The organism is Bacteroidia bacterium, from assembly GCA_016218155.1.
Lineage (GTDB): Bacteria > Bacteroidota > Bacteroidia > Bacteroidales > GWA2-32-17 > GWA2-32-17.
The window spans coordinates 1-23,869 of sequence record JACREQ010000059.1 but is presented as its reverse complement, the minus strand read 5'-3'; the positions used below and the strand labels follow the sequence as shown (position 1 = coordinate 23,869).

Sequence of the window (23,869 nt, the reverse complement as noted above, 5' to 3'; positions counted from 1 at the left end):
CACTTATTGTTCGTTTGATCCCTTAGGTAATTTAATTTTAACACCATTCAATTTAATTTCCTTATCGTTTTTATAAGTAATTGTCAAATAAAGGTTTCCTTCGTAATCAAATTTATTCCAGTTTTTTTCTTTACTTCCCATCGAAAAAATTCCTTCTTCTCGCAAATTACCGTTTTCATAATATAATTTATACTTACCATCGGGAACTCCTTGTACAAAATTAACCTGATAATTTAGTTTTCCATTAGAAAACCAACCTTTCCAAATTCCATTTTGCAATCCACCCTGATAGCTACCTTCTTCTGTATTATCACCATTATTAAAGTTCCATATTCCTTCACGCTCACCATCAACATATTCGCCTTTTAATATAACAATACCCTCTTTATTGTATTCTGTTATACTGCCCTCTTCAACACCTTTAATAAGATATTCTTCACGCCATTTATTACCGTTGTTATAGTACCAAGTCCACAAATCAGTTGGCTTATCCTTATTATATTTTCCGCGTTGCTCAATTTTTTCGTCGATATAATAAAATATCCATTCACCTGTTTTTAAATTATCTTTAAAATTTCCTTGCGATTTTACTTCACCACCTTCATAATAATATTTCCAAACACCTTGTTTTTTATCATTTTCATCAACTGTTCCATCGCCAATAAAATTTCCATTTTCATCGTATTCTTTAGCAATTACAATAGTACCATCACGAGGATATTCTTTATGTATTCCAATAGGTAAACCATCCTTATATCCACCACGAAATTTTACTTTTCCATTATCATAAAAATCTTCTACCCATTTAATAGGATTAGCTTCAGATACAAGACTATCTGATAATAATTTCCCCGAAAAATATTTTTCAAGTTTTATTAATTTACCAACCATATCAAATTCTTTATAATAGCCACTTAAAGTATCATTTAAAAAATTTGACTCAATTGCTATTTTATCATTTGGGTGAAATGTTTTCCATACACCTTGTTTTAATCCAACTTTATCAACCTGATTAATTCTTTCTCGATTAATAATATAATCATTATTGTATTCTGTTATGGCTACTATCTTTCCGTTTTTATCAAATTCTTTAGATAAGCCATTTTTCTTTCCATCTTTATAGGTAACAGATTTATATAAAGAATTATTTTCATAATAATAAGATATTCCTTGTTTTATGTCATTTAAAAAAAGTTCTTTAGATATTATTCCACCAGTTTTTATTCCATTTTTTAAACCATATTCATAGGTTGATAAATATCCATTCTTTTTACCATTTTTATAATTTATTTTTAAAGTAGTATCTCCTTTATCATTAAAAAACAACCATATACTGTCCAACTCATAATTAAACCTATTACCTTCAGACTTTAAAATACCATCAGCATAATATGTTTTCCAAAAACCATCAGGTTTTCCGTTTCTCATATTACCCTCACTGGAAACTTTACCATTGCTGTAATAAAATTTATTATAACCATTTGGATTAACATCATTTGGTTGTGAAAAAGCAAAAGGAATCACAAAACAAATAAGCAATATTGATATGGCTATTTTTTTAACCATTAATAGTTAAATTTTTCACAAAGATAATGAATGTTTTAAAGCTTATGTAACTCTTTATTTTACTATTTGGCTGAAATTTCAAGCATTCTACGTATTGGAATAACAGCTTTTTTTATTAGTTCTTCTGATAAAATTATTTCAGGCTGTTCGTATTTTAAAGCTATATAAATCTTTTTTAAAGTATTTAATTTCATAAAATTACAATCATTACAACCACATGTTGAATCAAGTGGTGGTGCTGGAATAAATAATTTATCGGGACAATTTTTCTGCATCTGATGTAAAATTCCGGATTCTGTTGCTACAATAAATTTTTGTGTTGAATCTTTTGTTGTATAATCTAATAATGCAGCTGTTGATCCAATAAAATCAGAAATTATTAATATAGGTTTCTGACATTCCGGATGTGCAATAATTTTGGCTTCAGGATTTTCTTTTTTTAATTTAATAATTCCTTCTATCGAAAATTGTTCGTGAACATGACAGGCACCATCCCATATAACCATATTTCTTCCGGTTTTACTATTAATATAGTTACCAAGATTTCTATCTGGTGTAAAAATTATTTTCTGATTTTTCGGAAAACTTTCAACTATTTTTATTGCATTAGATGAAGTACATATTACATCTGAAAGGGCTTTTATTTCTGCAGTTGTATTAACGTATGAAATAACAATGTGATCTGGATAATTCTCCTTAAACTTAATAAAATCAACTGCTTTAATTGAATCAGCTAAAGAGCAACCAGCTTTTAAATCAGGAATTAAAACTTTCTTTTGCGGTGAAAGCATTTTTGCTGTTTCTGCCATAAAATGTACTCCGGCAAATAAAATAATATCTGCATCATTATCCGCAGCTTTTCGGGATAACTGAAGACTATCACCAACAAAATCTGCAATATCTTGAATATCTCCTGTTTGATAATAATGAGCTAAAAGAATTGCATTCTTTTGTTTTTTTAATTCATTTATTTCTTTTTTTAAATCAATATTAGAATCTATACTAATATCTAAAAATCCTTTTTCTTCTAAATCGTTCATATTTTATAAAATTATCAAAAAACAAAATTAACTTGTAATTCTATTAAATCTCATTTATTCACTTTTTTTAAATATTAACTCTTAATTATTATTATTAATTAAAACTTAAATATGTTTTTATAATGATGATAATAGTCGGTTAGTATAGTTGAAACTTTTATTTAAGCATACTTGTATTAATGAAAATCTAAATATTAATAACATTAAGTTAACAATGATTTATTCGTATGGTCAGTTAATTAAAAAGAATAATTAACAATGTTTATAAGTTGAGTTAACAACCTATTTTTAATAAATAAATTTATAAAAATTGTCAGTGTTTTTGTTCAATTATTTTTTTCAAATTCGTCAAATAGATTTTTAAAATTAGAATTCTTGGTTATACAGTTTTTCAAAATCACAACTCAAAATATATTTGTAACCGATAATAAAAAATTATTGAAAATTAATTAACAATTTTTCAATTTATAAAAGAACTGATAATAAGAATAAAAACTTATTTATTAATTATAACAAATTATATATTAGATTATTAACGATGTTAAAAAATAATATTCAAAAAAATAAACAAAATATAATAAAGTTTGGAAATAATTTAATATTAGAAAATCATTTTTTAAAATTTAATTATAAATAAAAAAAAATAAGAATAATTTTAATCTCATTTCTTATCTTTAACCAAAAAGAAAAATAATATAATATGAAAATTTCTATAGCATCGGATCACGCAGGATTTGAATTAAAAGAAAACATTATAGTATGGTTAAAAGAAAAAAAAATAGAAGTTATAAATAATGGATGCTTTAGTTTAGATAGTGTTGATTATCCTGATTTTGCTCACAAAGTGGCAATTGATATTAGTAATGGCAATGCTGATTTGGGTTTTGTTGTTTGCGGAAGTGGAAATGGTGTTAATATGGTTGTAAATAAGTACGAAAAAATAAGATCGGCTTTATGCTGGACTGAAGAAATTTGCAAACTTGCAAAATTACATAACAACGCTAATATATGTGCTTTACCGGCAAGGTTTATTTCTAAAGATGAAGCAAAGGCAATTGTAGAGGTTTTTTTATCTACTGATTTTGAGGGAGGCAGACACCAGAAAAGAATAGATAAAATCCCAAAAAATGTGTTATAAAACTTTAAGCATTATTAAGTTTTATAAAATTTGGTATAGCAAACTTAATAGTTACCTTTGCAAATCTATATTTTATGTAGATTAAAAGGAAATTTATTACTCCTTATAATTTTATTTGAATGATAAACGGTAAAGAACCGCATACTTTTCATATTCCGGTAATGGGAATTGGGTATTCAATAGATAGTCCCGTTCGTGTTGCTAAATACGGAATTAGTTCTGTTATTTCTATGGTTGATGATGGAATAATAGAAAAAATGCGTCAGTATTATAGTTTTAAATTAAACATACCTTTTCAACCAATACCAACTAACTCTGAAGATTATCGTGCAAGAAGAATTACTGCATATCTTAACCTAATCGATGAGTTGGTAAAACAATCTTTTGAAGAATTAAAAGACTCATTTGATAACAAATCAAAAGAGCTTCAAAAATATTTTGAAATGCTTCCCGATTCTGATTGGTTAAAAGAAAAATATGAATCGGTAGTTCAAAAGCTTCAAGGCATTGATTTAAAAAAATGGTTAAATGCCAATTTAATTTCAGGAGCTATTGATGTAAACATTATGACTAAACTTGATAAGGCAAATACTTATCAAAACAACCCGTTACCTGTTGAATATAATGATGCTCATGCAGCTATGCGTGGGTTTGCAATAAGTAATTTATCAAATTCTTCTCTTGTATTATCTGCAGGATTAAATCCAAGATTATATAGTTATATTGAAAAATTCGAAGATTTTTATCCTAAAGATGATTCCGGTTTTTTAAAGAAGAAGATTACATTAAAAGTAAGTGATTTTCGTTCAGCATTAATTCAGGGAAAATTTTTAGCAAAAAAAGGAATCTGGGTTTCGGAATATAGAATTGAATCAGGATTAAATTGTGGGGGACATGCTTTTGTTTCACAGGGAAGCCTTATAGGACCGGTGTTAGACGAATTCAGACTTAAACGCGATTCTCTTGTTAGCGAAGTTCATGCTGTTCTTGTTCAGGCTTTGAAAGATAAAAACAGATTTGTTCCGCAAAATCCGCTTCAAATTAAGGTAACCGCTCAGGGTGGCGTTGGTACTTCTATCGAACATAATTTTCTTTTAAAATATTATAACTTAGACTCTGTTGGCTGGGGAACACCTTTTCTATTGGTTCCAGAAGTAACTAATGTTGATGACGAAACATTAAAATTGTTACAGGATGCAAGAGAAGAAGATGTTTATTTAAGCGACATCTCTCCATATGGAGTTCCTTTTAATAACATTAGGAATAATACAAAGGATATTCAGAAAGAAAAGCGAATTGCCGATGGAAAACCAGGAAGTAACTGTATAAAAAAATATGGTTCTTTTAATTTTGAATTCCCTGGAAATCCAGTTTGCACAGGCTCAAGAGAATATCAGAAAAAAAAGTTAGCAGAATTAAGCGAAAAAACTATTGATAAAGCGACATACGATAAGGAATATCGAAAAATTGTTGACAAAGCTTGTATTTGCGTTGGATTGGGTACTGCAGCATTAATGAAGAATGGAATTTCAATTGCAGCTGAAGGTGAAGGCGTTTCTGTTTGTCCGGGGCCAAATATTGCATACTTCTCAAAAATAGTTTCTTTGCAGGAAATGGTAGATCATATTTACGGAAGAACTAATATTATTGAAAGAACAGATCGACCACATGTTTTTATTAACGAGCTTGTTATTAATATTAATTATCTCGAAACAAAAATAGCCGACAATACAATTCCAACCGACAAATCAAATGAATTAATAGCAGGTTTTAAAAGCTATTTCTTAGATGGAATTAAGTATTACGAGAATCTTTTTCAGACTGTAACAGTTGATTCAGAGGCTGTAACAAAAAATTCTTTAAAGCAATTAGAGGAATTAAAACTGAGGTTAAATAAACTCTAAAATTAATAGATGCTATTTTTTTACAGAATTTAAATTGATTTTTTCTGCTAAAAAATAATAATTTTGCATAAACTTAGTTTATAGTAAACTTGTTTTTACAATTTTGAGATATCGTAGATTAATATATTTATTGTCTTTACTGATTTTTGTAACACTTTCGTGTTCAAAAACCAGAAATACTCTTATTTCAAGATCATACCACAACCTTACAGCACACTATAATGCATTTTTTAACGGAAGAGAGTCTTTTAAACAAGGAGTAAAAAAAGTCGACAATACAATTAAAGACGATTTTACAACTTTTATTCCTGTATTCCCAATTAGTAATGAACAAGCAGCTAAATCGGCTTCGAGTGAAATGGAGACCGCTTTAAACAAGTCAGCTAAAGTTATTAAGTTACATTCTATTACAGTTCGTCCAAAAAGAAAAAGCGGTAATATTTCTAAAAAGAAAAAAGCATTTTATAATAAAAGTGAATATTGTAATTGGGTTGATGATAGTTGGATGCTTACCGGCAAAAGCAAATTTGTAAATCATGACTTTTACGCATCCGAAGAAGCTTTTGAATATATAATTAAAGAATATACTTACGAAGAAATAAAATACGATGCAAGTATATGGCTTGCAAAGACATATAACGAAATGGGGAAATTCAATGATTCCCGTAACATTTTGGACAGAATAGAAGGTGAAAAAGATTTCCCTAAAAGGCTAATAAAAGAACTCACACTGACTTATGCCGATCTTTATATAAAACAAAAGAAATATGAAGATGCTATTCCTAAGTTAAAAACTGCAATAACATTATCGCATAAAAAAAGAGAGAAGGCTCGTTATAATTATATACTTGCTCAGCTTTATCAGCATTTTCAACAATATACAAATGCTTCAGAAGCCTATACTGCTGTTACAAAGTATAACCCTCCATATGAGATGATTTTTAATGCACAGATTAATCGTGCAACTTGTTTTGATTTTGGTTCGGGTAATGCCGATCAAATAAGGAAACAGCTTTCTAAGATGTTAAAGGACGATAAAAATATTGATTATCAGGATCAGATTTATTACGCAATAGCCAATCTTTATCAAAAAGAAAATAAAACAGAATTAGCTCTTGAAAACTATAAATTGTCTGCAAAAACCAGTGTAAGCAATCAAATGCAAAAAGCATTATCGTTTTTGGCTATGGCAGATATATATTTTGGAAAACAAAAATATATTACTGCACAGGCATATTATGACTCCACAATGTCCTTTATTGATACAAAATATCCAGACTATTCTGTTGTTGATGCAAAAACCAAAAATCTTAAGGAATTGGTAGAGAATCTTTTAATTATTCAGAATGAGGATAGTTTACAGCGTATTGCTGCAATGACCGAGAAAGACAGAAACAAATTAATTGATGATCTTATTCAGGAAGTTGTAAAGGAAGAGGAGCGCAAGAGACAAGAAGAGCAGCAACAGCAGATAAATTCTATGTTGTTTCAACAAAACCAGCAAAACCAGAATATGGGAACAAACGCTGGCGGAAAATGGTATTTCTATAATCCTGCTACATTAAGTTTTGGTGTAGCCGAGTTTAAAAAGAAATGGGGAAACAGAAAGCTTGAGGATGACTGGCGCAGAAAGAATAAAGCAGTTAAGGTAATGGCAATGGCAGACGATACAAATGCTGTGGACTCTGTAATTAAACCAGCAATAACCGATAATAAAAAACGTGAATTCTACTTACAGCATTTACCGCTAAAGGACTCATTGTTAAAACTATCTAACCTTAAAGTAGAAGAGGCCTTATTTAAATCTGGCGAAGCTTACATGAACAGGCTTAAAAATTTTCCTTTAGCAATTATTCAGTTCGAAACATTAAATAGCCGTTTTCCAAATTCAGAGTATAAGCTGGTTTCTTATTACGATTTATATAAAATGAATGTAGAGTTAAAAGATAACGATAAAGCAAATAAATATAAAAACCTTATTTTACAGGAGTTTCCGGAAAGTAATTTTGCGCACATGCTATCTAATCCTAATTATTTAAAAGAACTTTCAGAAGCAAAAGATAAGGTTAATCAACTTTATGATAATGCATATCAGGAGTTTTCTAATCATAATTATTTTAAAGTTTTTGGTTATTGCAGAGTTGCCGATTCGTTATATACAAATAACCACATTAAAGCAAAATTTGATTTGTTAAAAGCATTATCTACAGGTGGTACAGGCAACGTTGACGGATTAAAAACATCTTTATCTGATATTATAACAAAATACCCCGGTACAGAAGAAAAAATGACCGCTGAAAGTATATTGGCTTTTGTGTCAAAAGGTGATTATACATATTTAGCAAATCAAACAACTAACAACAACTCTACTATAACTAATAATAATACCATAACAAATAATACAACACAGAACCAAAATAATGTAGAGACCAATCCTGTAACACAAGTTGAGACTGAAGATGCTCTTTATAAATTAGATGAAACAGATAAACAATATTTTATAATTTTATTAGATAAAAATGCAGATATTTATCACTTAAAATACAATCTGTTTGGCTACAATATAGATTATTTCAGCATGTTTAATTTTGAAATATCAACAGGAACATGGAATGATCGTTATCAGCTAATAAAAGTTCAGCCATTTAATTCCAGGAAAGAAGCAGTTAAATATTATAAGTCTGCAAATAAACATAAAGACGTTGTGTTTAAGGATATTGATGAGCGTCAGTACAAATTTTTTGTAATCTCAGAAAAAAATATTGAGGTTCTTCAGGCAGATAAAGACTTTGACAGATACCAAAAGTTTTTTGCCAAAAAGTATCTCGAAAAAGGCAAATGACAGAACCAACAATAAAAGCTAAGCTATTATGGACCGACGATGAAATTGATTTGCTTCGTCCGTATGTAATTTTTTTAGAAGAAAAAGGCTATTCGGTAGATATATCATACAATGGCGATGATGCTATTGCAATGGTTAAAGCCAATAATTACGATTTAGTATTACTCGATGAAAACATGCCAGGATTAAGTGGTATACAGGTTTTAGACGAGATAAAAAAGATCAGTCCTTTGGTACCTGTTATTATGGTAACAAAGAGCGAAGAAGAGAATATTATGGAGCAGGCAATTGGGTCAAAAATTGCCGATTACCTAATAAAACCGGTAAACCCCAATCAGGTATTACTTGCAATAAAAAAGAATCTTGATAACAAAAGGCTGATTTCCGACAAAACAACTCATTCTTTTCAGATTCAGTTTAGTAAACTTTCGCAGGAAATTTCATTTGCAAATAATTTTGAAAGCTGGAAGAAAGTATATAAAAACTTGATATATTGGGAAATAGAACTTGATAAGAATAATGATCATACAATGGACGAAATTTTGCAAATGCAAAAATCTGAAGCAAATGCAGCGTTTTCAAAATTTATAAAGAATAATTATGTTAGGTGGTTTGATCAGAAAACTCAGGATAAGCCACTTATGTCTCCAGGAGTATTTAAACAAAAGGTTTACCCTTTGTTAGATAAAGGCAAGCAGGTTTTTGTTGTGTTGGTTGATAATCTTCGTCTTGATCACTGGCGCGTAATGGAAGAAAAATTACACGACATTTTTACAGTTGTTGATGATGATGTTTATTGTTCGATTTTACCTACAAGCACTCAATATTCACGAAATGCAATGTTTGCAGGACTAATGCCTTCAGAAATTGATAAGCATTTTCCCGACATCTGGCTTAATGATGAAGAGGAAGGTGGTAAAAATATGCACGAGGAAGAATTGCTTAATAAGCAGCATTCCCGCATGGGGAGAACAGATCCAATTTATTATAATAAAATTCTTAACAACAGTCAGGGAAAACAATTGGTTGATTCGTTTTCTGATATTTTAAAATTCAAATTAGGTGTTGTAGTATTTAATTTTGTTGATATTTTATCTCATGCCCGTACTGAGCTGAATATGATTCGCGAATTGGCCGAAGATGAAGCTGCTTATCGTTCTCTTGCAATATCCTGGTTTGAACATAGTCCATTGTTAGATTTTTTAAAATTACTTGCCGAGCACGATATTACGGTGGTTTTAACTACTGACCATGGTTCTATTAAAGTTGATAAACCCGTAAAAGTTGTTGGAGATAAGCAAACTACTACTAATCTTAGATATAAACAAGGTAAAAATCTAAATTATAATGCAAGAGAAGTTTTTGAAATAACAGATCCAGCAAAAGTTTATTTGCCAAAATCTAATCTTAGCTCCACTTATATATTTGCATGTAATAATGATTTTTTGGCCTATCCAAATAATTTTAATTACTACGTTAAGTATTATAAAAATACATTTCAGCATGGTGGTGTAAGCATTGAAGAAATGTTAATTCCTGCCGTAACATTAAGCCCTAAAAAATGATTTCGTTTCAGTTAGATTCATTGTCGCAATTAACACAAGCGGCCGAGTGGGTTTTAAAAAACACTAGAAAAAATAAAATTATTGCATTTTATGCTGAAATGGGTGCAGGTAAAACAACATTAATTAAAGAAATTTGTAATTTATTGGGCTGTACCTCAAATGTTACCAGTCCTACTTTTGCTATAATTAATGAGTATGTAACAACTAACAATGAGTCAGTTTTTCATTTCGATTTTTACCGTTTAAATAAAATAAATGAAATAATAGATATTGGCTTTGAAGAATATATTGATGGGAAAAATTATTGTTTTATAGAGTGGCCCGAATTGGCAGAACCTTTATTACCAGCCGAAACTCAAAAAATCAGTATAAAAATAGACGAAAAACAGAAACGTACATTAACTTTGTACGTATAACGAGAATTAGTTCAATTATCTGGTTTCTAATATTTAATTTATGGTAACTTCAAAATCTGGTGCTAAAGGTATTTCATTGGCAGGAGCTAAGTTAATGCCAATGGAAGAGATGCTTGCAGTAAAAAATCATCAAAAGAAACTTACAATTGGAATACCACTGGAAGAAGAACGAAATGAAAATCGTGTTGCCCTTACCCCAATTACAGTTGAATTACTTATAAATAACGGCCACGAGGTATTAATTCAATCCAATGCAGGCAAAGCAGCAAATTTTTTAGACAATAGCTACAGCGAATCAGGTGCACAAATAGTAACAAGTAAAGAAGAAGTTTTCAGATCTGATGTGTTACTTAAGGTTGCACCTTTAACTGATGCTGAAATTGGTTTAACCAAGGCTCATCAATTAGTAATTTCATCATTAAACGTAGCAACTCAAAATGCTGAATATCTTCATCGTTTGATGAGAAAAAAACTTACATGTCTTGGATTTGAATATTTAAAAGACGAAAATGATTGTTATCCTGTTGTAAGATCGATGAGCGAAATAGCAGGAAGCACTTCAATATTAACAGCTGCAGAACATTTAAGTAATGTGCATGGTGGAAAAGGGGAAATGTTGGGCGGAATAACCGGAGTAAATCCTTCTGAGGTTGTTATTCTTGGTGCTGGAACAGCGGGAGAATTTGCAGCGCGAACTGCTATTGGTTTGGGTGCTATGGTAAAAATATTTGATGCATCTGCTTGGAAATTAAAACGTTTACAAAATAATTTAGGACGACATATTTATACTTCAGTTTTACATCCACTGGTTCTTGCAAATGCTTTAAAATCTGCTGACGTATTAATTGGTGCTATTCGCCTGACCGAAAAAGGAACAAGCTATTTCGTTACAGAAGAGATGATTAAAACAATGAAAAAGGGTAGCGTAATAATTGATATTAGTATTGATCAAGGTGGTTGTATTGAAACTTCAAGACTTACAACACATACAAATCCTGTATTTATTAAACATGGAGTAGTTCATTATTGTGTGCCAAATATTGCATCCAGAGTTGCCCGTACAGCTTCATATGCTTTGAGTAATATATTTGCTCCATTGATTCTTGAAATGGGTAAGGCGGGAAGTATAAATCGCTTTGCAAAAGAAAATATTGGCTTCAGACATGGGATTTATATTTTTAACGGAACTCTTACCAATCGATATATAGGAAGCTTGTTTTCTTTACCAACACAAGATATTAATTTATTAATGGGGGCGTTTTAAATTGTTTAAAATGAGATTACGGCTCAAGGCCGTAATGACGAAAAAAAACTCTAGCACGTCATGGCGGGCATGACCCGCCATCTAAGTAGCAGTATAATAAAATAAAAAAAGTCAGGTCGAAAGACCTGACTTCATTTTTATTAATCTATTTCAAACATTTATTCAGCTTTTTTGTAAACAATTGAAACAAGAGTTTTATCATCGCCACCCATGTTAATTGTTAATCCATATGGACGATTAGGTTTAATAATTATTTGAGCATCACCAGCTTTTCCTGTTAATTGTTCTAAAATTGTTACTGCCTGATGAACTCCGGTTGCACCTGTTGGATGTCCCCAACCAATTAAACCACCAGTTGTATTAAATGGAACTTCGCCAGTACGAGATGTATTGCCAGCTAAAACATAATCTGGTCCTTTTCCATGTTCAGCAAATCCAATAGCTTCTGTAGCCATAATTCCAGCAATAGTGAAACAATCATGACATTCAACAGTACCAATTTGGTCTTTAGTAATATTAGCCATATCCAAAGCTTTTTTAACAGCAGCAGCAGTTGTATCGAGTTTTGTATGATCTGCTGGTGGTAATGTAATATCGTTTTCTGTCTGACCAAATCCTATAACTTCAATAGCGTCTTTTTTATCAATTCCACAACGTTTTAAACCTTCTTCAGAAACAATTGCTATTGCTGAAGCACCGTCAGATACTTTAGAGCAATCGAATACATTTAAATGATCAACAAATGAACGACCATTTGGCTCCATCATTCCAAGAGCTTCTAAATCTTTTGAAGTATTATGAAATTCCTGAGCAGTTGAGCAAAGTCTAGCATTTTCCATTGCATTTACAAACCACTTAGCCATTGCTTTACGGGTTTTTTCTTTGCCAAATTTTTCGTAATATTTTCCAGCACGATCGCTGAATTTTCCAGGGAAGAAATATGCATGTCCATCTTTTCTTTCTTTGCTCCAGCCAGCAGCAGCCAAAATATCTGCACCGTAAATTGCTTTTACCGTATTCTGAACTTCGATACCAACAACTAGCACAACTTCTGCTGTTTCGGCAAGTACTGATTTAATACCATTCATTAAAGCAAGAGCTCCTGTTCCACAAGCACCTTCAACTCTGGTGCATGGTTTATATTTCAATCCTTCATCAACAAAAGGGAAAAATCCCGCCATATTAGCTTGTCTGTTGAATCTTGCTCCAATAAAATTTCCAACTACACATTCGTCAACATTTGCAGCACCACCAATTTGTTTTAAGACACCCTGTCCGGCTTCTTTCATATATTCTTCAAGGCCTGGACGTTCTTTTTTTGGATTAAATTCTTTTCTGCCGGTTCCCATCGATATGGTGTTATAACCAGCAACCATATATATTTTTTTTCTTAGTTTCATGATTCTATTTTTTTAAGGTTATTGTTTCTTTTTATTGCCACCAAAGCACTAAAGCTCGAAAATTTCACAAAAGTTTTTATTAATTAATGTAACGATGAATTCCCATTCCAATATTTTTAACATTAAAGTTAATCAAATAACCAAGTCTTTTATCTGTTAATTTTAAATGACTTAGAATTTGAGCTTCCCAAACAGGATTCATTTCATCAACTGCTTTAAGTTCACAAATTATTGAATTATCTACCAAAACATCTAATCGTAAACCTTCTTCAAATCTGATTCCTTCATAAACAATAGGAATATCAACTTGACGAAGAAATGAAATGTTTCTTTTCTTTAATTCATGACAAAAACAAACTTCATATACTTTTTCTAACAAACCGGGACCTAAAGTTTTGTGAACAGTAAAAGCACTGTCAACAATCTTTTTTCCAAGATCTTCGAGTTGTTCTGTTAGAGGAAGATAATCCATTTTGTGATCTTTTGTGTTTTTGAGATTTAGTGGCTATTTTTTTAGTTTAAATAATCGTTAATTGGACCATAAGCATGAAAAAATCCTGTTAATAGCACAGTGTTTACATCTTTTTCGTTAAGAGCAACTTTATCACTTACTAATTTTTGTCCGATTGCTTTTGAACGAATAGCATAAAGAGTAGCCATTTTTGCACCTAATGTGTCCATTGTTTTTAATTCTGTAAAATACTGTTTAAAGATTTCTTCTTTTGCAGGATTTCCAACAACAGCTTTCCATGGTTTAATTGTAGCAGGTAATGCTCCTAATTTAGCATCACATTTTGCTGCAAAACTTTCAATAGCAATATATTGTTTTGTTTCAGGATCATATATTGCGGTAACTTTTCCTTTTTCATACTTTAAGAAACCGTCTTTTTGTGAACCGTCTGAATTCTGTCCACCCTTTACACCCATTTCCATAAATTTATCTAACAATGGACTATGAATATCTTCGTCAGATACATGAGGTTTCATTACTTTCATAATGTATTGGCAAACATCAATTCCAACATAGTCTATTAGCTGAAAAATACCCATTGGACGAATTAAATAATCCTGAGTGATTTTGTTGATTGCATAAACAGCTTCAACGAAAGGCATTTGTGCAGAAAGTTTAACGGCTTCATTCATACCATAAAGTGCATCGCGCATAAAATGTCCGTTACCAATAAAACCAGCAAAATCGTTTGAAGGAACTTCAATTTTGCGAAGATTTTTAATTAGTTGAGTTGCAAATTCTGGTAATTCAGGTACGGTATTTTCTGATTTAATAACCTCAACTAATTTTTGTACTGCAGGAGGGTTGTAAAAATGAACTCCAAGAACTCTACCTTCTAATTTTGCTTCTTTATCAAGATATCCAATTGGAATTGACGATGTATTTGTAAGGAACCAAGGTTTTACTTTTGAGTTTTGGTTTATTTGTGAAAACATTTTAATTTTAAGATCCGGGTTTTCACTGGCAGCTTCAAAAACAATATTAGATTCGTATGCAGATTCTAAAGTAGTTACTGGACGAATAATATTCATTACGTCTTTTACATATTGTTCTATGATTTCAAGATTGTCAATTAAATCTTTTCTGTCAGCATAAATTTTACGTAAAGCAATAGTTTTCTTTTCAGCAGCTTTAAAAACCTGTGCTTGTATGTATTTCATGAGGCCACCCAATGCTTTTTGATTGATATCAACAGCATACAAAATAAAAAGTTTGTCTTTATTTTCAGGTTTAAGGCTCATGTCTGCCATCTCTATGGCTGTAAGTAAAAGTATTCCGCTACCCATTTTGCCGGCAGCTCCTAATACGCTTACATTTTGAAATTTCTCAACATAATTCATATTCATTTGGTTTAATTAATAATTATTTATTTTAAATAAATTCCAATTTTCAAAATTAAATACCCAAACATTTCTTTGAATTTGGGGCTTGTTATTTGGAATTTGTTATTTTACCAACTTGGTTTTCTTTTTTCAAGAAATGCTTTCATCCCTTCTCCTGATTCGCCATTACCAAAGAGGTTTCCAAATTCAACTGCTTCATTGTTTTGAGCTGAATCAAAATCAGTTTTCATGCCCATAATGGTAGTTTGTTTTACCATTTTAATAGCAATTTTACCTTTTGCAGCGATTTTGTTTGCTACTGTTATAGCTTCTTCCATTAATTTATCTGGTTCAACCACTTTTTGAACAAGCCCTATTCTAAATGCTTCTTCTGCATTAATCATATCAGCGGTCATTAATAAATAAAGAGCATTTGATAAACCAACTAATCTAGGTAAACGCTGTGTTCCTGCATAGCCTGGGATTAATCCAAGATTTACCTCCGGCTGACCGAATTTAGCAAAAGTGCTTGCAATACGAATATCACAACCCATAGCTAATTCACATCCGCCACCAAGCGCAAAGCCATTAACAGCAGCAATTACAGGTATTGACATTTTTCCAAAACCATCAAAAACTTTTTGTCCGATTTTTGAAAAATCTTTTCCTTGTTGTGAATTCATATCAGACATTTCTGAAATATCAGCTCCTGCAACAAAGGCCTTTCCGTCGCCGGTAATAATCAATGCACGCACTTCATTCATATTTGAAATTTGTGTTTGCATTGCTTCCATTTCTTTAAAAAAGTCAGAATTTAAAGCATTCATTGCCTGAGGACGACTAATGGTAACAATTGCGATATTGTCTTTAATTTCAAGTTTTAAGATTTTGTATTCCATGTTTTAAAGCGTATTTTATTTTGGGAGTTAAATATAGAAATAATGTTGAAACATATTATAGGATTTCTCATCTTTCTGATGTTTCAATCTCTCAAATTTTCTTAATTTTCTAATGCCAACAGGCATTATACTGTTTCCATGTTATTTAACACTACAAACATAAACAAAGATGAAGTTAAATAAGTAGAGTAATAAATAGGACTAATTTCAAATCACAAATTTGTATTGTTTTATCTTACGTTTTATCGTTATATATTTGATAAAAAAATTTTAGGTGAAGATTTTAATAGCCGATTCGCAACCAGTTACAATTGAGGGAATAAAATCAATTCTTAGTCAGTTTAACAATATTAGAATTATTGAAGAAGCTGAAAATAAAATTACCTTATTTGAAAAATTAGAGAGTTTAACACCCGAAATTTTAATTATTGATATTGAACAAATAGCGGGATTAAAAATTAGTGATATTGGTTTAATAGAAAAAATTTCTCCTGACACAAATTTGTTTATTTTTCAAGATAAATATAATGAAGAAGATGTTCTTTTTTCATTGGAATATAACAGTGTAAAAGCCTATCATTTAAAAAATTGCAAGAAAGTTGATTTTGTCAGAGCAATTACCGTAATATCAAATAATGGTAAATCTTTTTGCGAAACAGTAATTGAATGTTTGCATAAAGCGTTAACCAACAAAAAAATAACAACAAAGTCATCAATAAATATAAAAGAATTAACAAAGCGCGAAACAGAGATTGTTAAACTGGTAGCCGAAGGAAAAACAGCAAAAGTAATAGCTGAAAAACTGTTTATAAGTATTCATACTGTAAATACTTACAGAAAAAATATTCTTAAAAAACTTGGTGTAAAAAATTCATCAGAGTTAGTTCTGTTTGCGATTAAATCAAATCTTATTGACTCTACAGATTTTTATATTTAATCTTTTTCAAAGTAGTTTTTTAACAATAATATAAAAAGTTATATATTTGCTTAAATCTTAATATTTAAACAAATATGAAAAAACAGTTACTTCTTTTAAGCTTTGTTCTATTAACATTATCAGTATGTTCTCAAAATTCGATACCTAATGGAGATTTTGAATTATGGCAATCTGGTATTAGCGAAGCTCCATTATATTATCCCGTTAATTCAAATGCTCAGAATTTTTTCAGGTTTAATCTTCCATTTAATGTTACTAAAACAACTGATGCATATCATGGAAATTACGCTGTTCAACTTACAACCAACGCAAATTCTACAGATACTTCTGTTGCTTATTTTGTGAACGATAGTCCTGATGGAGATCCTTCATCTTGGGTTGGAGGTATACCAATTAGCGAAAAACCAAATGGAATCAGAGGTTATTATAAATATAATGTTGCTAATACAGACTCTGCCACATTTATTGTAACATTTAGCAAGGCAGGTGTTAATATTGGTTCATATATTTATCTCCTAAATGGAATTCAAAGCAGTTATACATTATTTGATTTTACATTTAACCCACCACTTTCACAAATTCCTGATTCATTTATTATTGCGGCTCTTTCTTGTAATTTGAATAATGCACAGCAGCAAGGTCCAGGTGGACCAGCTGGAAGTACTTTAATTCTTGATAGTGTTTCACTGAAAGGAATTACAAGTCAACCTATTCAAATGAACGGTGACTTTGAATTGTGGCAGAATCAAACTTTTGAAGTTCCTGATAGCTGGTATACCGAAACAGAAATTGGTGAGGGGCTGGCTAAAACTAACGATGCTAATTCAGGATCTTATGCTATTGAACTTCAGACTTATTTAGGTAATCAAAATAGCCAACCTGTTGCACGATCAGGTAGAATATCTACCGGCTATTATCCAAATAACTGTAATGGAAACTGTAATCAACAGGGTGGTTATCCATATTCAAATCAAATAGACACTCTCACCTTTTTTTATAAGTATTTTCCATCAGGAAGTGATACTGCAATTGTACAATTGAATTTCAAAAACAACCATATAAATTTCTGGGGAAACAGCATCGAGCTTTTTGCTTCATCATCATATCAATATATAGAATTTCCATTTAGCTTACCACAAGCGCCTGATTCTACAATTATTAGCATTTATTCATCAAATTGGCAAGATACTTTATTGTCCTTTGTTGGCTCAAGCTTAATTATTGATGAATTACATTTTAAATCACAGCCTTTGGGAACCAATATTATGTCGAACTTTATTAATAATAATATTATTACTTTATATCCAAACCCTTTTAGATCAACAGTTACAATAGAAATTAATTCAAAAATAGATGTTTTGGGAACAGAATTAATGATTATTGATTTAACAGGAAAAGAGGTTAAAACTATACCTGTGGATAAATATAAAATAATCGTTAATAAAGATGAGTTAAAAAGTGGGTTGTACCTTTATGAATTAAGAAAAAGTAATAAAACCTTAAATTCAGGCAAATTTATTATAGAGTAAATACTTATAAAAATTAAAAGGTGGTAAAAATTATTTACCACCTTTTTTTATTTAAAAAATGTCACTCTGAGGTTCTCGAAGAGTGTGTCATACTTCGAGTGCTTCAGTATGACAATAATAATTACTCGTTTAAATTATAAAGCAATGTTGTCAAATATCGTTCGCCGGTATCTGGTAGAATAACAACTATATTTTTTCCATTATTTTCAGGACGTTTTGCAAGTTCGGTTGCAGCAAAAACAGCAGCACCTGCAGATATCCCAACAATTAAACCTTCGGTTCTGGCAAGGCTACGACCAACCTCAAAAGCTTCTTCGTTTTTAACCTGTATAATTTCATCAATTACTTTTGTGTTTAAAATTTCTGGAATAAACCCAGCTCCAATTCCTTGAATTTTATGTGGACCTGGTTTTCCACCTGACAATACAGGTGAGTCAGTTGGTTCAACAGCTATAATTTTAACATTGGGGTTTCTTTTCTTTAGAATTTCACCAACTCCGGTTATTGTTCCACCTGTACCAACTCCTGCAACAAAAATGTCTACTTTACCATCAGTGTCTTTCCATATTTCTTCAACTGTTGTTTTGCGGTGTATATCAGGATTTGCAAGGTTTTTAAATTGTTGTGGTACGTATGAATTTTTTATTGTTGAAGCCAATTCATCAGCTTTTTTTATAGCGCCGTTCATGCCTTCTGAGCCTGGCGTTAGAACGAGTTCTGCTCCAAGAGCTTTAAGTAAATTTCTACGTTCCATGCTCATGGTATCTGGCATAGTTAAAATTAATCTGTAGCCTTTTGCTGCCGAAATAAAAGCGAGAGCAACACCGGTATTTCCACTTGTTGGTTCAATAATTACAGTTTCTTTTGTTATTAATCCTTTTTCTTCAGCATCTTTAATCATCGAATAACCAATGCGGTCTTTTATGCTTCCTCCTGGATTAAAATATTCGAGCTTTGCAATTATTGTTGCATGTAAGTTGTTTAATTTATTATAGTTGGAAAGCTCTAATAAAGGTGTGTTTCCAATTAATTCTGTTAAGTTTTTAGCAATTTTTGACATAGTTGTGTTTTTTTCTGCAAAGTAGAGCACAAATAAAGCAAAAGTAAATACCTATTTATAGGAGTATTTTAGTCCTTATTTTAGCAAAAAGGAAATTTAAATTAAAGCGGTTATCTTATTATATAATATTTTGTTACATTTGAAACAACAATTTGTAAATTTAAGATGAAGTATTTTAATTTATTTGTAATAATACTTTCTATATGTCTCAATAATAATTCATTTTCCCAGGATATTATTTATACCAAAGATTTTGTTGATACTATTGAATGTAAAATTGTAAGGGATAATATTATTTCTCTTGAATTTCGTTACTGGAATAATTCTGACACAACAATACATGTTTTAAAAGCAAATGAAATAGAATATTATCTGACTTCTGAAAAAAGGATAACAGATGAAAAGCTTAAAATAAATGTAGATACGTCTAGATTACAACTTTCTGATTACAGGTTTCTTGGTGATAGCAATAAGACAATATTTTATTACGGTCCAACATCGCTTGAGGAGATACTTAAGGCAAATATAAAAGGACACATAGAGTTAAAGAGGAAGATACAATTTAGATATATTTATCCCAGCGGATTAATTGTATTGGTAAAGTATAATTTTGATGTTAATGGAATTGGAAATAGTCGCGTTGGCCTTGGCGGAGGGAAATTAAAACCATTCTTAGTAAATGATAAAATTGTTTTAAAAGATATTTCAACCTATTCAAGTTTACGAATTTGGGGATTGCTGACCATGTATCCCATTCCTTGTTCTATAATGCTTTTAGGTGCACTAAATGATGGCGACGTAGAAGTGTTTTTACCTGTTGCAATCGCTTCATATTTAGCAGGAAAAATTATTTATCATTTTATTGCAAATAGTTATTTAAGAAAAACAATAAACCGGCATAATGATATTGTAGAAGAAATGAGAAAAACGCAATAACAGAGATTTCTTCTCTTTCCTAACTATTCTACTTTTTTAATTAATTCCTCTTTAATTTTTCAAAAAAAATCATGACTTTTGAGGGTTTTATATACATTTTATAAATTATGCAAGATAAAGAAGCTTACAGACCAAAAAATCACATTAGAATAGTTACAGCTGCATCGCTTTTTGATGGTCATGATGCTACGATTAATGTAATGCGTAGAGTAATTCAATCGTCTGGTGCCGAGGTAATTCATTTAGGTCATAATATTTCTGTTCAGGAGATTGTTGATTGTGCAATTCAGGAAGATGTGCAGGCGGTTGCAATAACTTCTTATCAGGGTGGACACATGGAGTTCTTTAAATATATGTTAGATCTTTTTAAAGAAAGAGGTTGCGGACATATAAAAATTTTTGGTGGTGGTGGTGGAGTAATACTTCCCGAGGAAATAAAGGAACTTCAGGATTATGGTATTGCTCGTATTTATTCACCGGATGATGGTCGTGAAATGGGCTTACAGGGAATGATAAACGATTTGCTAGAAAAATCAGATTTCCCTTGTGGTAAAAATGTAAAAACAGATATATCTAAAATTAAAAATAAAGATCACCATACAATTGCGCAGTTAATATCAGCAGTTGAAAATTATCCCGACGAGGTTAAGGCAGAAATAACTCAAATAAATGAACTTGCTGTTAATGTCACACTTCCTGTTTTAGGGATTACAGGTACGGGTGGGTCTGGAAAATCATCTTTGGTTGATGAGTTTGTAAGAAGATTTTTAGCCGAATTTAGCGAAAAACAAATTGCAATAATATGTGTAGATCCTTCGAAAAGAAAAACCGGTGGTGCTTTGTTAGGAGATAGAATTCGCATGAATTCAATTGTTAATCCTCGCGTTTATATGCGCTCAATGGCAACTCGTCAATCGAACTTAGCTCTTTCAAAATATATTAAAGATGCTCTTAACATTTTAAAAGTTGCTGGCTTTGATTTGGTAATTCTCGAAACTTCTGGTATTGGTCAATCTGATACAGAAATTATCGATCATAGTAATATGTCGCTTTATGTAATGACACCGGAATATGGTGCAGCATCTCAACTTGAAAAAATTGATATGCTTGATTTTGCCGACATTATTGCGCTTAACAAATTCGATAAACGTGGTGGAATGGATGCTTTAAGAGATGTGAAAAAGCAATATCAACGCAATCACAAGCTTTTTGAAAAGGAAGTTGACACAATGCCAGTGTTTGGAACAATTGCTTCACAGTTTAATGATCCGGGCGTAAACCAGCTTTTTAAAGCAATTATTGAAAAGGCGAATGAGAAATTGGGTGAGCATTTTAAATTAACATCTAGGGTTACTGATGAGATTCCAGAAAAAATTTATATTATTCCTCCTCATCGAATAAGATATTTATCAGAAATTACTGATACAATTAGAGGCTATAATTTAAAAGCTGACGAGCAGGCAGAAATTGCTCAAAAACTTTATAGTTTAAGATTAACTATAGAAACTATTAAAAAATCAAAGAATGACGAGAGTCTTTTAAAAACTCTTGAAGATCTTTATTTAGAAATAAACGAAAACCTGGAAAACAACAATCGCAAAATTATTGAGGGTTGGGAAAAGAAAGTTGACTCATATAAACAGGAGTATTATATTTTTAAAGTTCGCGATAAGGAGATTAAAATTAAAACTCATACCGAGACTCTTTCTCATACTATTGTACCAAAAATATCAATGCCAAAGTATAAAGCTTGGGGCGATATTTTAAAATGGAACTTAAAAGAAAATGTACCGGGAGAGTTTCCTTATGCGGGTGGTGTGTTTCCTTTCAAGCGTGAGGGCGAAGATCCAACACGTATGTTCGCTGGAGAGGGCGGTCCTGAAAGAACTAACAAAAGATTTCATTATGTTTCACGTGGATTATGTGCAAAAAGACTCTCAACTGCCTTTGACTCAGTAACGTTATATGGTAATGACCCCCATACACGCCCTGATATTTATGGAAAAATTGGAAATTCGGGTGTTTCAATCGCTTGTTTAGATGATGCAAAGAAATTGTATTCTGGCTTTGATTTAGCCGATCCTATGACTTCTGTATCAATGACAATTAATGGTCCCGCGCCAATGATGGTTGCATATTTTATGAATGCAGCAATTGATCAGAATTGTGAAAAATATATTATTGCAAATAATTTAACTGCTGAGGTAGATAAAAAAATTGAAGCAATTTATAAACGCAAAGGAACAACAAGACCAAAATATCAGGGAGATTTACCAGATGGAAACAAAGGTTTGGGTTTAATGTTACTAGGTGTTACGGGCGATCAGGTTTTGCCAAGGGAAGTATACGATAAAATTAAAACCGAAACAATTTCAGTTGTTAGAGGCACAGTTCAGGCCGATATTTTAAAAGAAGATCAGGGTCAGAATACTTGTATTTTCTCCACTGACTTTTCTTTAAAGCTTATGGGCGATGTGCAGGAATATTTTATAAATAACAACGTTCGCAATTTTTATTCGGTTTCAATTTCAGGTTATCATATTGCCGAAGCAGGTGCTAATCCAATATCGCAATTAGCTTTTACGCTTTCAAATGGTTTTACTTATGTTGAGTATTATTTATCAAGAGGAATGGACATTGATAAATTTGCTCCAAATCTTTCTTTCTTTTTCTCGAATGGAATTGACATTGAGTTTTCTGTAATTGGTCGTGTTGCCCGTATTATCTGGGCAAAGGCAATGAAATTGAAATATAAAGGAAATGCCCGTTCGCAACAATTAAAATATCATATTCAAACTTCCGGTCGTTCGTTGCACGCACAGGAAATTGATTTTAATGATATTCGCACAACACTTCAAGCTCTTTATGCAATTTATGATAATTGTAATTCATTACATACAAATGCATACGATGAAGCTATAACAACACCTACAGAAGAATCAGTTCGTCGTGCTATTGCTATTCAAATGATAATTAATCACGAATTAGGATTAGCCAAGAATCAAAATCCAACGCAAGGTGCGTTTATAATTGAAGAATTAACTGATTTGGTAGAAGAAGCCGTTATGGCAGAATTCGATCGTATAACAGAACGTGGTGGCGTTTTAGGGGCAATGGAAACAACTTATCAAAGAAGTAAAATTCAGGAAGAATCATTGTACTATGAAACGCTAAAGCATTCTGGTGAATTACCAATTATGGGTGTAAATACATTTTTATCGAGCAAAGGTTCGCCAACTGTAACTCCAGGAGAAGTTATTCGTGCAACAGAATCAGAAAAGCAGTATCAGATAGAAATGTTAGAGCAACTTCATAAAACCAATGAAGACAAAGTTCCTGCATTATTAGAAGAGTTAAAACATGCTGCAGTAAAAAATCAAAATATTTTTGATAAGCTAATGGAAGTGGGTAAATATTGTTCTATCGGACAAATTACCAATGCTTTATTTGAAGTAGGAGGGGAATACAGAAGGAATATGTAATTTGTTACGGATTACAACTATTACGAACTTATTTTAATCGGGATTACAAATCCCGATT

At 31.2% G+C, this 23,869-nt stretch carries 17 protein-coding genes; 10 read left to right on the top strand and 7 right to left on the bottom strand.

Annotated elements, in window-relative coordinates; all coding sequences use genetic code 11:
- Positions 1 to 3: 3 nt before the first annotated feature.
- Both HY951_10940 and nadA read right to left on the bottom strand, forming a co-directional pair.
- Positions 4 to 1,566: a hypothetical protein gene (locus HY951_10940; protein ID MBI5540565.1), complete on the bottom strand. Its 1,563-nt coding sequence runs from the start codon at positions 1,564 to 1,566 to the stop codon at positions 4 to 6.
- A gap of 62 nt (positions 1,567 to 1,628) precedes the next feature.
- Entirely contained in the window at positions 1,629 to 2,606 is a 978-nt protein-coding gene (nadA, locus tag HY951_10935) for a quinolinate synthase NadA (GenBank protein ID MBI5540564.1), read from the bottom strand.
- A gap of 700 nt (positions 2,607 to 3,306) precedes the next feature.
- Here nadA and rpiB point away from each other — a divergent pair.
- The 6 genes from rpiB (at position 3,307) to HY951_10905 (ending at position 11,735) form a co-directional block, all read left to right on the top strand.
- Positions 3,307 to 3,744, top strand: a complete 438-nt coding sequence (rpiB, locus tag HY951_10930) for a ribose 5-phosphate isomerase B (GenBank protein MBI5540563.1) — start codon at positions 3,307 to 3,309, stop codon at positions 3,742 to 3,744.
- Between the two features lie 119 nt (positions 3,745 to 3,863).
- Complete coding sequence (locus HY951_10925; protein MBI5540562.1) at positions 3,864 to 5,648, top strand: hypothetical protein; 1,785 nt, start codon at positions 3,864 to 3,866, stop codon at positions 5,646 to 5,648.
- Between the two features lie 130 nt (positions 5,649 to 5,778).
- Positions 5,779 to 8,490: a tetratricopeptide repeat protein gene (locus HY951_10920; protein ID MBI5540561.1), complete on the top strand. Its 2,712-nt coding sequence runs from the start codon at positions 5,779 to 5,781 to the stop codon at positions 8,488 to 8,490.
- The gene (locus HY951_10915; protein MBI5540560.1) at positions 8,487 to 10,055 is read left to right on the top strand and encodes a PglZ domain-containing protein; all 1,569 of its coding nucleotides are present in this window, start codon (positions 8,487 to 8,489) and stop codon (positions 10,053 to 10,055) included. The genes HY951_10920 and HY951_10915 overlap by 4 nt, the downstream gene beginning before the upstream one ends.
- Positions 10,052 to 10,471, top strand: a complete 420-nt coding sequence (gene tsaE / locus HY951_10910; protein ID MBI5540559.1) for a tRNA (adenosine(37)-N6)-threonylcarbamoyltransferase complex ATPase subunit type 1 TsaE — start codon at positions 10,052 to 10,054, stop codon at positions 10,469 to 10,471. The genes HY951_10915 and tsaE overlap by 4 nt, the downstream gene beginning before the upstream one ends.
- Positions 10,472 to 10,511: 40 nt before the next feature.
- Positions 10,512 to 11,735: an alanine dehydrogenase gene (locus HY951_10905; GenBank protein MBI5540558.1), complete on the top strand. Its 1,224-nt coding sequence runs from the start codon at positions 10,512 to 10,514 to the stop codon at positions 11,733 to 11,735.
- Positions 11,736 to 11,893: 158 nt separating this feature from the next.
- Here HY951_10905 and HY951_10900 read toward each other — a convergent pair whose 3' ends face one another.
- The 4 genes from HY951_10900 to HY951_10885 form a co-directional block, all read right to left on the bottom strand.
- A complete protein-coding gene (locus HY951_10900) occupies positions 11,894 to 13,138 on the bottom strand; it encodes a 3-ketoacyl-CoA thiolase (GenBank protein MBI5540557.1) in 1,245 nt (414 codons plus the stop codon).
- Between the two features lie 76 nt (positions 13,139 to 13,214).
- Positions 13,215 to 13,607, bottom strand: coding sequence for a GxxExxY protein (locus tag HY951_10895; protein MBI5540556.1), 393 nt, complete (start codon positions 13,605 to 13,607; stop codon positions 13,215 to 13,217).
- A 41-nt stretch (positions 13,608 to 13,648) separates the two neighbouring features.
- Positions 13,649 to 14,992: a 3-hydroxyacyl-CoA dehydrogenase family protein gene (locus HY951_10890; protein MBI5540555.1), complete on the bottom strand. Its 1,344-nt coding sequence runs from the start codon at positions 14,990 to 14,992 to the stop codon at positions 13,649 to 13,651.
- A 104-nt stretch (positions 14,993 to 15,096) separates the two neighbouring features.
- Complete coding sequence (locus tag HY951_10885; GenBank protein MBI5540554.1) at positions 15,097 to 15,867, bottom strand: enoyl-CoA hydratase/isomerase family protein; 771 nt, start codon at positions 15,865 to 15,867, stop codon at positions 15,097 to 15,099.
- 274 nt (positions 15,868 to 16,141) lie between these two features.
- Here HY951_10885 and HY951_10880 point away from each other — a divergent pair, with 274 nt between their 5' ends.
- Both HY951_10880 and HY951_10875 read left to right on the top strand, forming a co-directional pair.
- Positions 16,142 to 16,804, top strand: coding sequence for a response regulator transcription factor (locus HY951_10880; GenBank protein MBI5540553.1), 663 nt, complete (start codon positions 16,142 to 16,144; stop codon positions 16,802 to 16,804).
- A 74-nt stretch (positions 16,805 to 16,878) separates the two neighbouring features.
- Positions 16,879 to 18,333 (top strand): T9SS type A sorting domain-containing protein, encoded by a 1,455-nt coding sequence (locus tag HY951_10875; protein ID MBI5540552.1) that lies wholly within the window; start codon positions 16,879 to 16,881, stop codon positions 18,331 to 18,333.
- A 121-nt stretch (positions 18,334 to 18,454) separates the two neighbouring features.
- Here the strand turns inward: HY951_10875 and cysK are convergent, their stop codons facing one another.
- Entirely contained in the window at positions 18,455 to 19,393 is a 939-nt protein-coding gene (cysK, locus tag HY951_10870; protein ID MBI5540551.1) for a cysteine synthase A, read from the bottom strand.
- A 165-nt stretch (positions 19,394 to 19,558) separates the two neighbouring features.
- Between cysK and HY951_10865 the strand changes: the two genes are divergently transcribed.
- Both HY951_10865 and HY951_10860 read left to right on the top strand, forming a co-directional pair.
- Positions 19,559 to 20,329: a hypothetical protein gene (locus tag HY951_10865; GenBank protein ID MBI5540550.1), complete on the top strand. Its 771-nt coding sequence runs from the start codon at positions 19,559 to 19,561 to the stop codon at positions 20,327 to 20,329.
- A 107-nt stretch (positions 20,330 to 20,436) separates the two neighbouring features.
- Positions 20,437 to 23,811 carry a methylmalonyl-CoA mutase family protein gene (locus tag HY951_10860; protein MBI5540549.1) on the top strand — a complete coding sequence of 1,125 codons (3,375 nt, stop codon included), beginning with the start codon at positions 20,437 to 20,439 and terminating at the stop codon, positions 23,809 to 23,811.
- The last annotated feature ends 58 nt before the right edge of the window (positions 23,812 to 23,869 follow it).

Excerpts from the sequence above, each read along its gene's own strand:
- HY951_10940 (MBI5540565.1), bottom strand. The coding sequence starts at position 1,566 with ATGGTTAAAAAAATAGCCATATCAATATTGCTTATTTGTTTTGTGATT.
- nadA (MBI5540564.1), bottom strand. The coding sequence starts at position 2,606 with ATGAACGATTTAGAAGAAAAAGGATTTTTAGATATTAGTATAGATTCT.
- rpiB (MBI5540563.1), top strand. The coding sequence starts at position 3,307 with ATGAAAATTTCTATAGCATCGGATCACGCAGGATTTGAATTAAAAGAA.
- HY951_10925 (MBI5540562.1), top strand. The coding sequence starts at position 3,864 with ATGATAAACGGTAAAGAACCGCATACTTTTCATATTCCGGTAATGGGA.
- HY951_10915 (MBI5540560.1), top strand. The coding sequence starts at position 8,487 with ATGACAGAACCAACAATAAAAGCTAAGCTATTATGGACCGACGATGAA.
- tsaE (MBI5540559.1), top strand. The coding sequence starts at position 10,052 with ATGATTTCGTTTCAGTTAGATTCATTGTCGCAATTAACACAAGCGGCC.
- HY951_10905 (MBI5540558.1), top strand. The coding sequence starts at position 10,512 with ATGGTAACTTCAAAATCTGGTGCTAAAGGTATTTCATTGGCAGGAGCT.
- HY951_10895 (MBI5540556.1), bottom strand. The coding sequence starts at position 13,607 with ATGGATTATCTTCCTCTAACAGAACAACTCGAAGATCTTGGAAAAAAG.
- HY951_10890 (MBI5540555.1), bottom strand. The coding sequence starts at position 14,992 with ATGAATATGAATTATGTTGAGAAATTTCAAAATGTAAGCGTATTAGGA.
- HY951_10885 (MBI5540554.1), bottom strand. The coding sequence starts at position 15,867 with ATGGAATACAAAATCTTAAAACTTGAAATTAAAGACAATATCGCAATT.
- HY951_10875 (MBI5540552.1), top strand. The coding sequence starts at position 16,879 with ATGAAAAAACAGTTACTTCTTTTAAGCTTTGTTCTATTAACATTATCA.
- cysK (MBI5540551.1), bottom strand. The coding sequence starts at position 19,393 with ATGTCAAAAATTGCTAAAAACTTAACAGAATTAATTGGAAACACACCT.
- HY951_10865 (MBI5540550.1), top strand. The coding sequence starts at position 19,559 with ATGAAGTATTTTAATTTATTTGTAATAATACTTTCTATATGTCTCAAT.
- HY951_10860 (MBI5540549.1), top strand. The coding sequence starts at position 20,437 with ATGCAAGATAAAGAAGCTTACAGACCAAAAAATCACATTAGAATAGTT.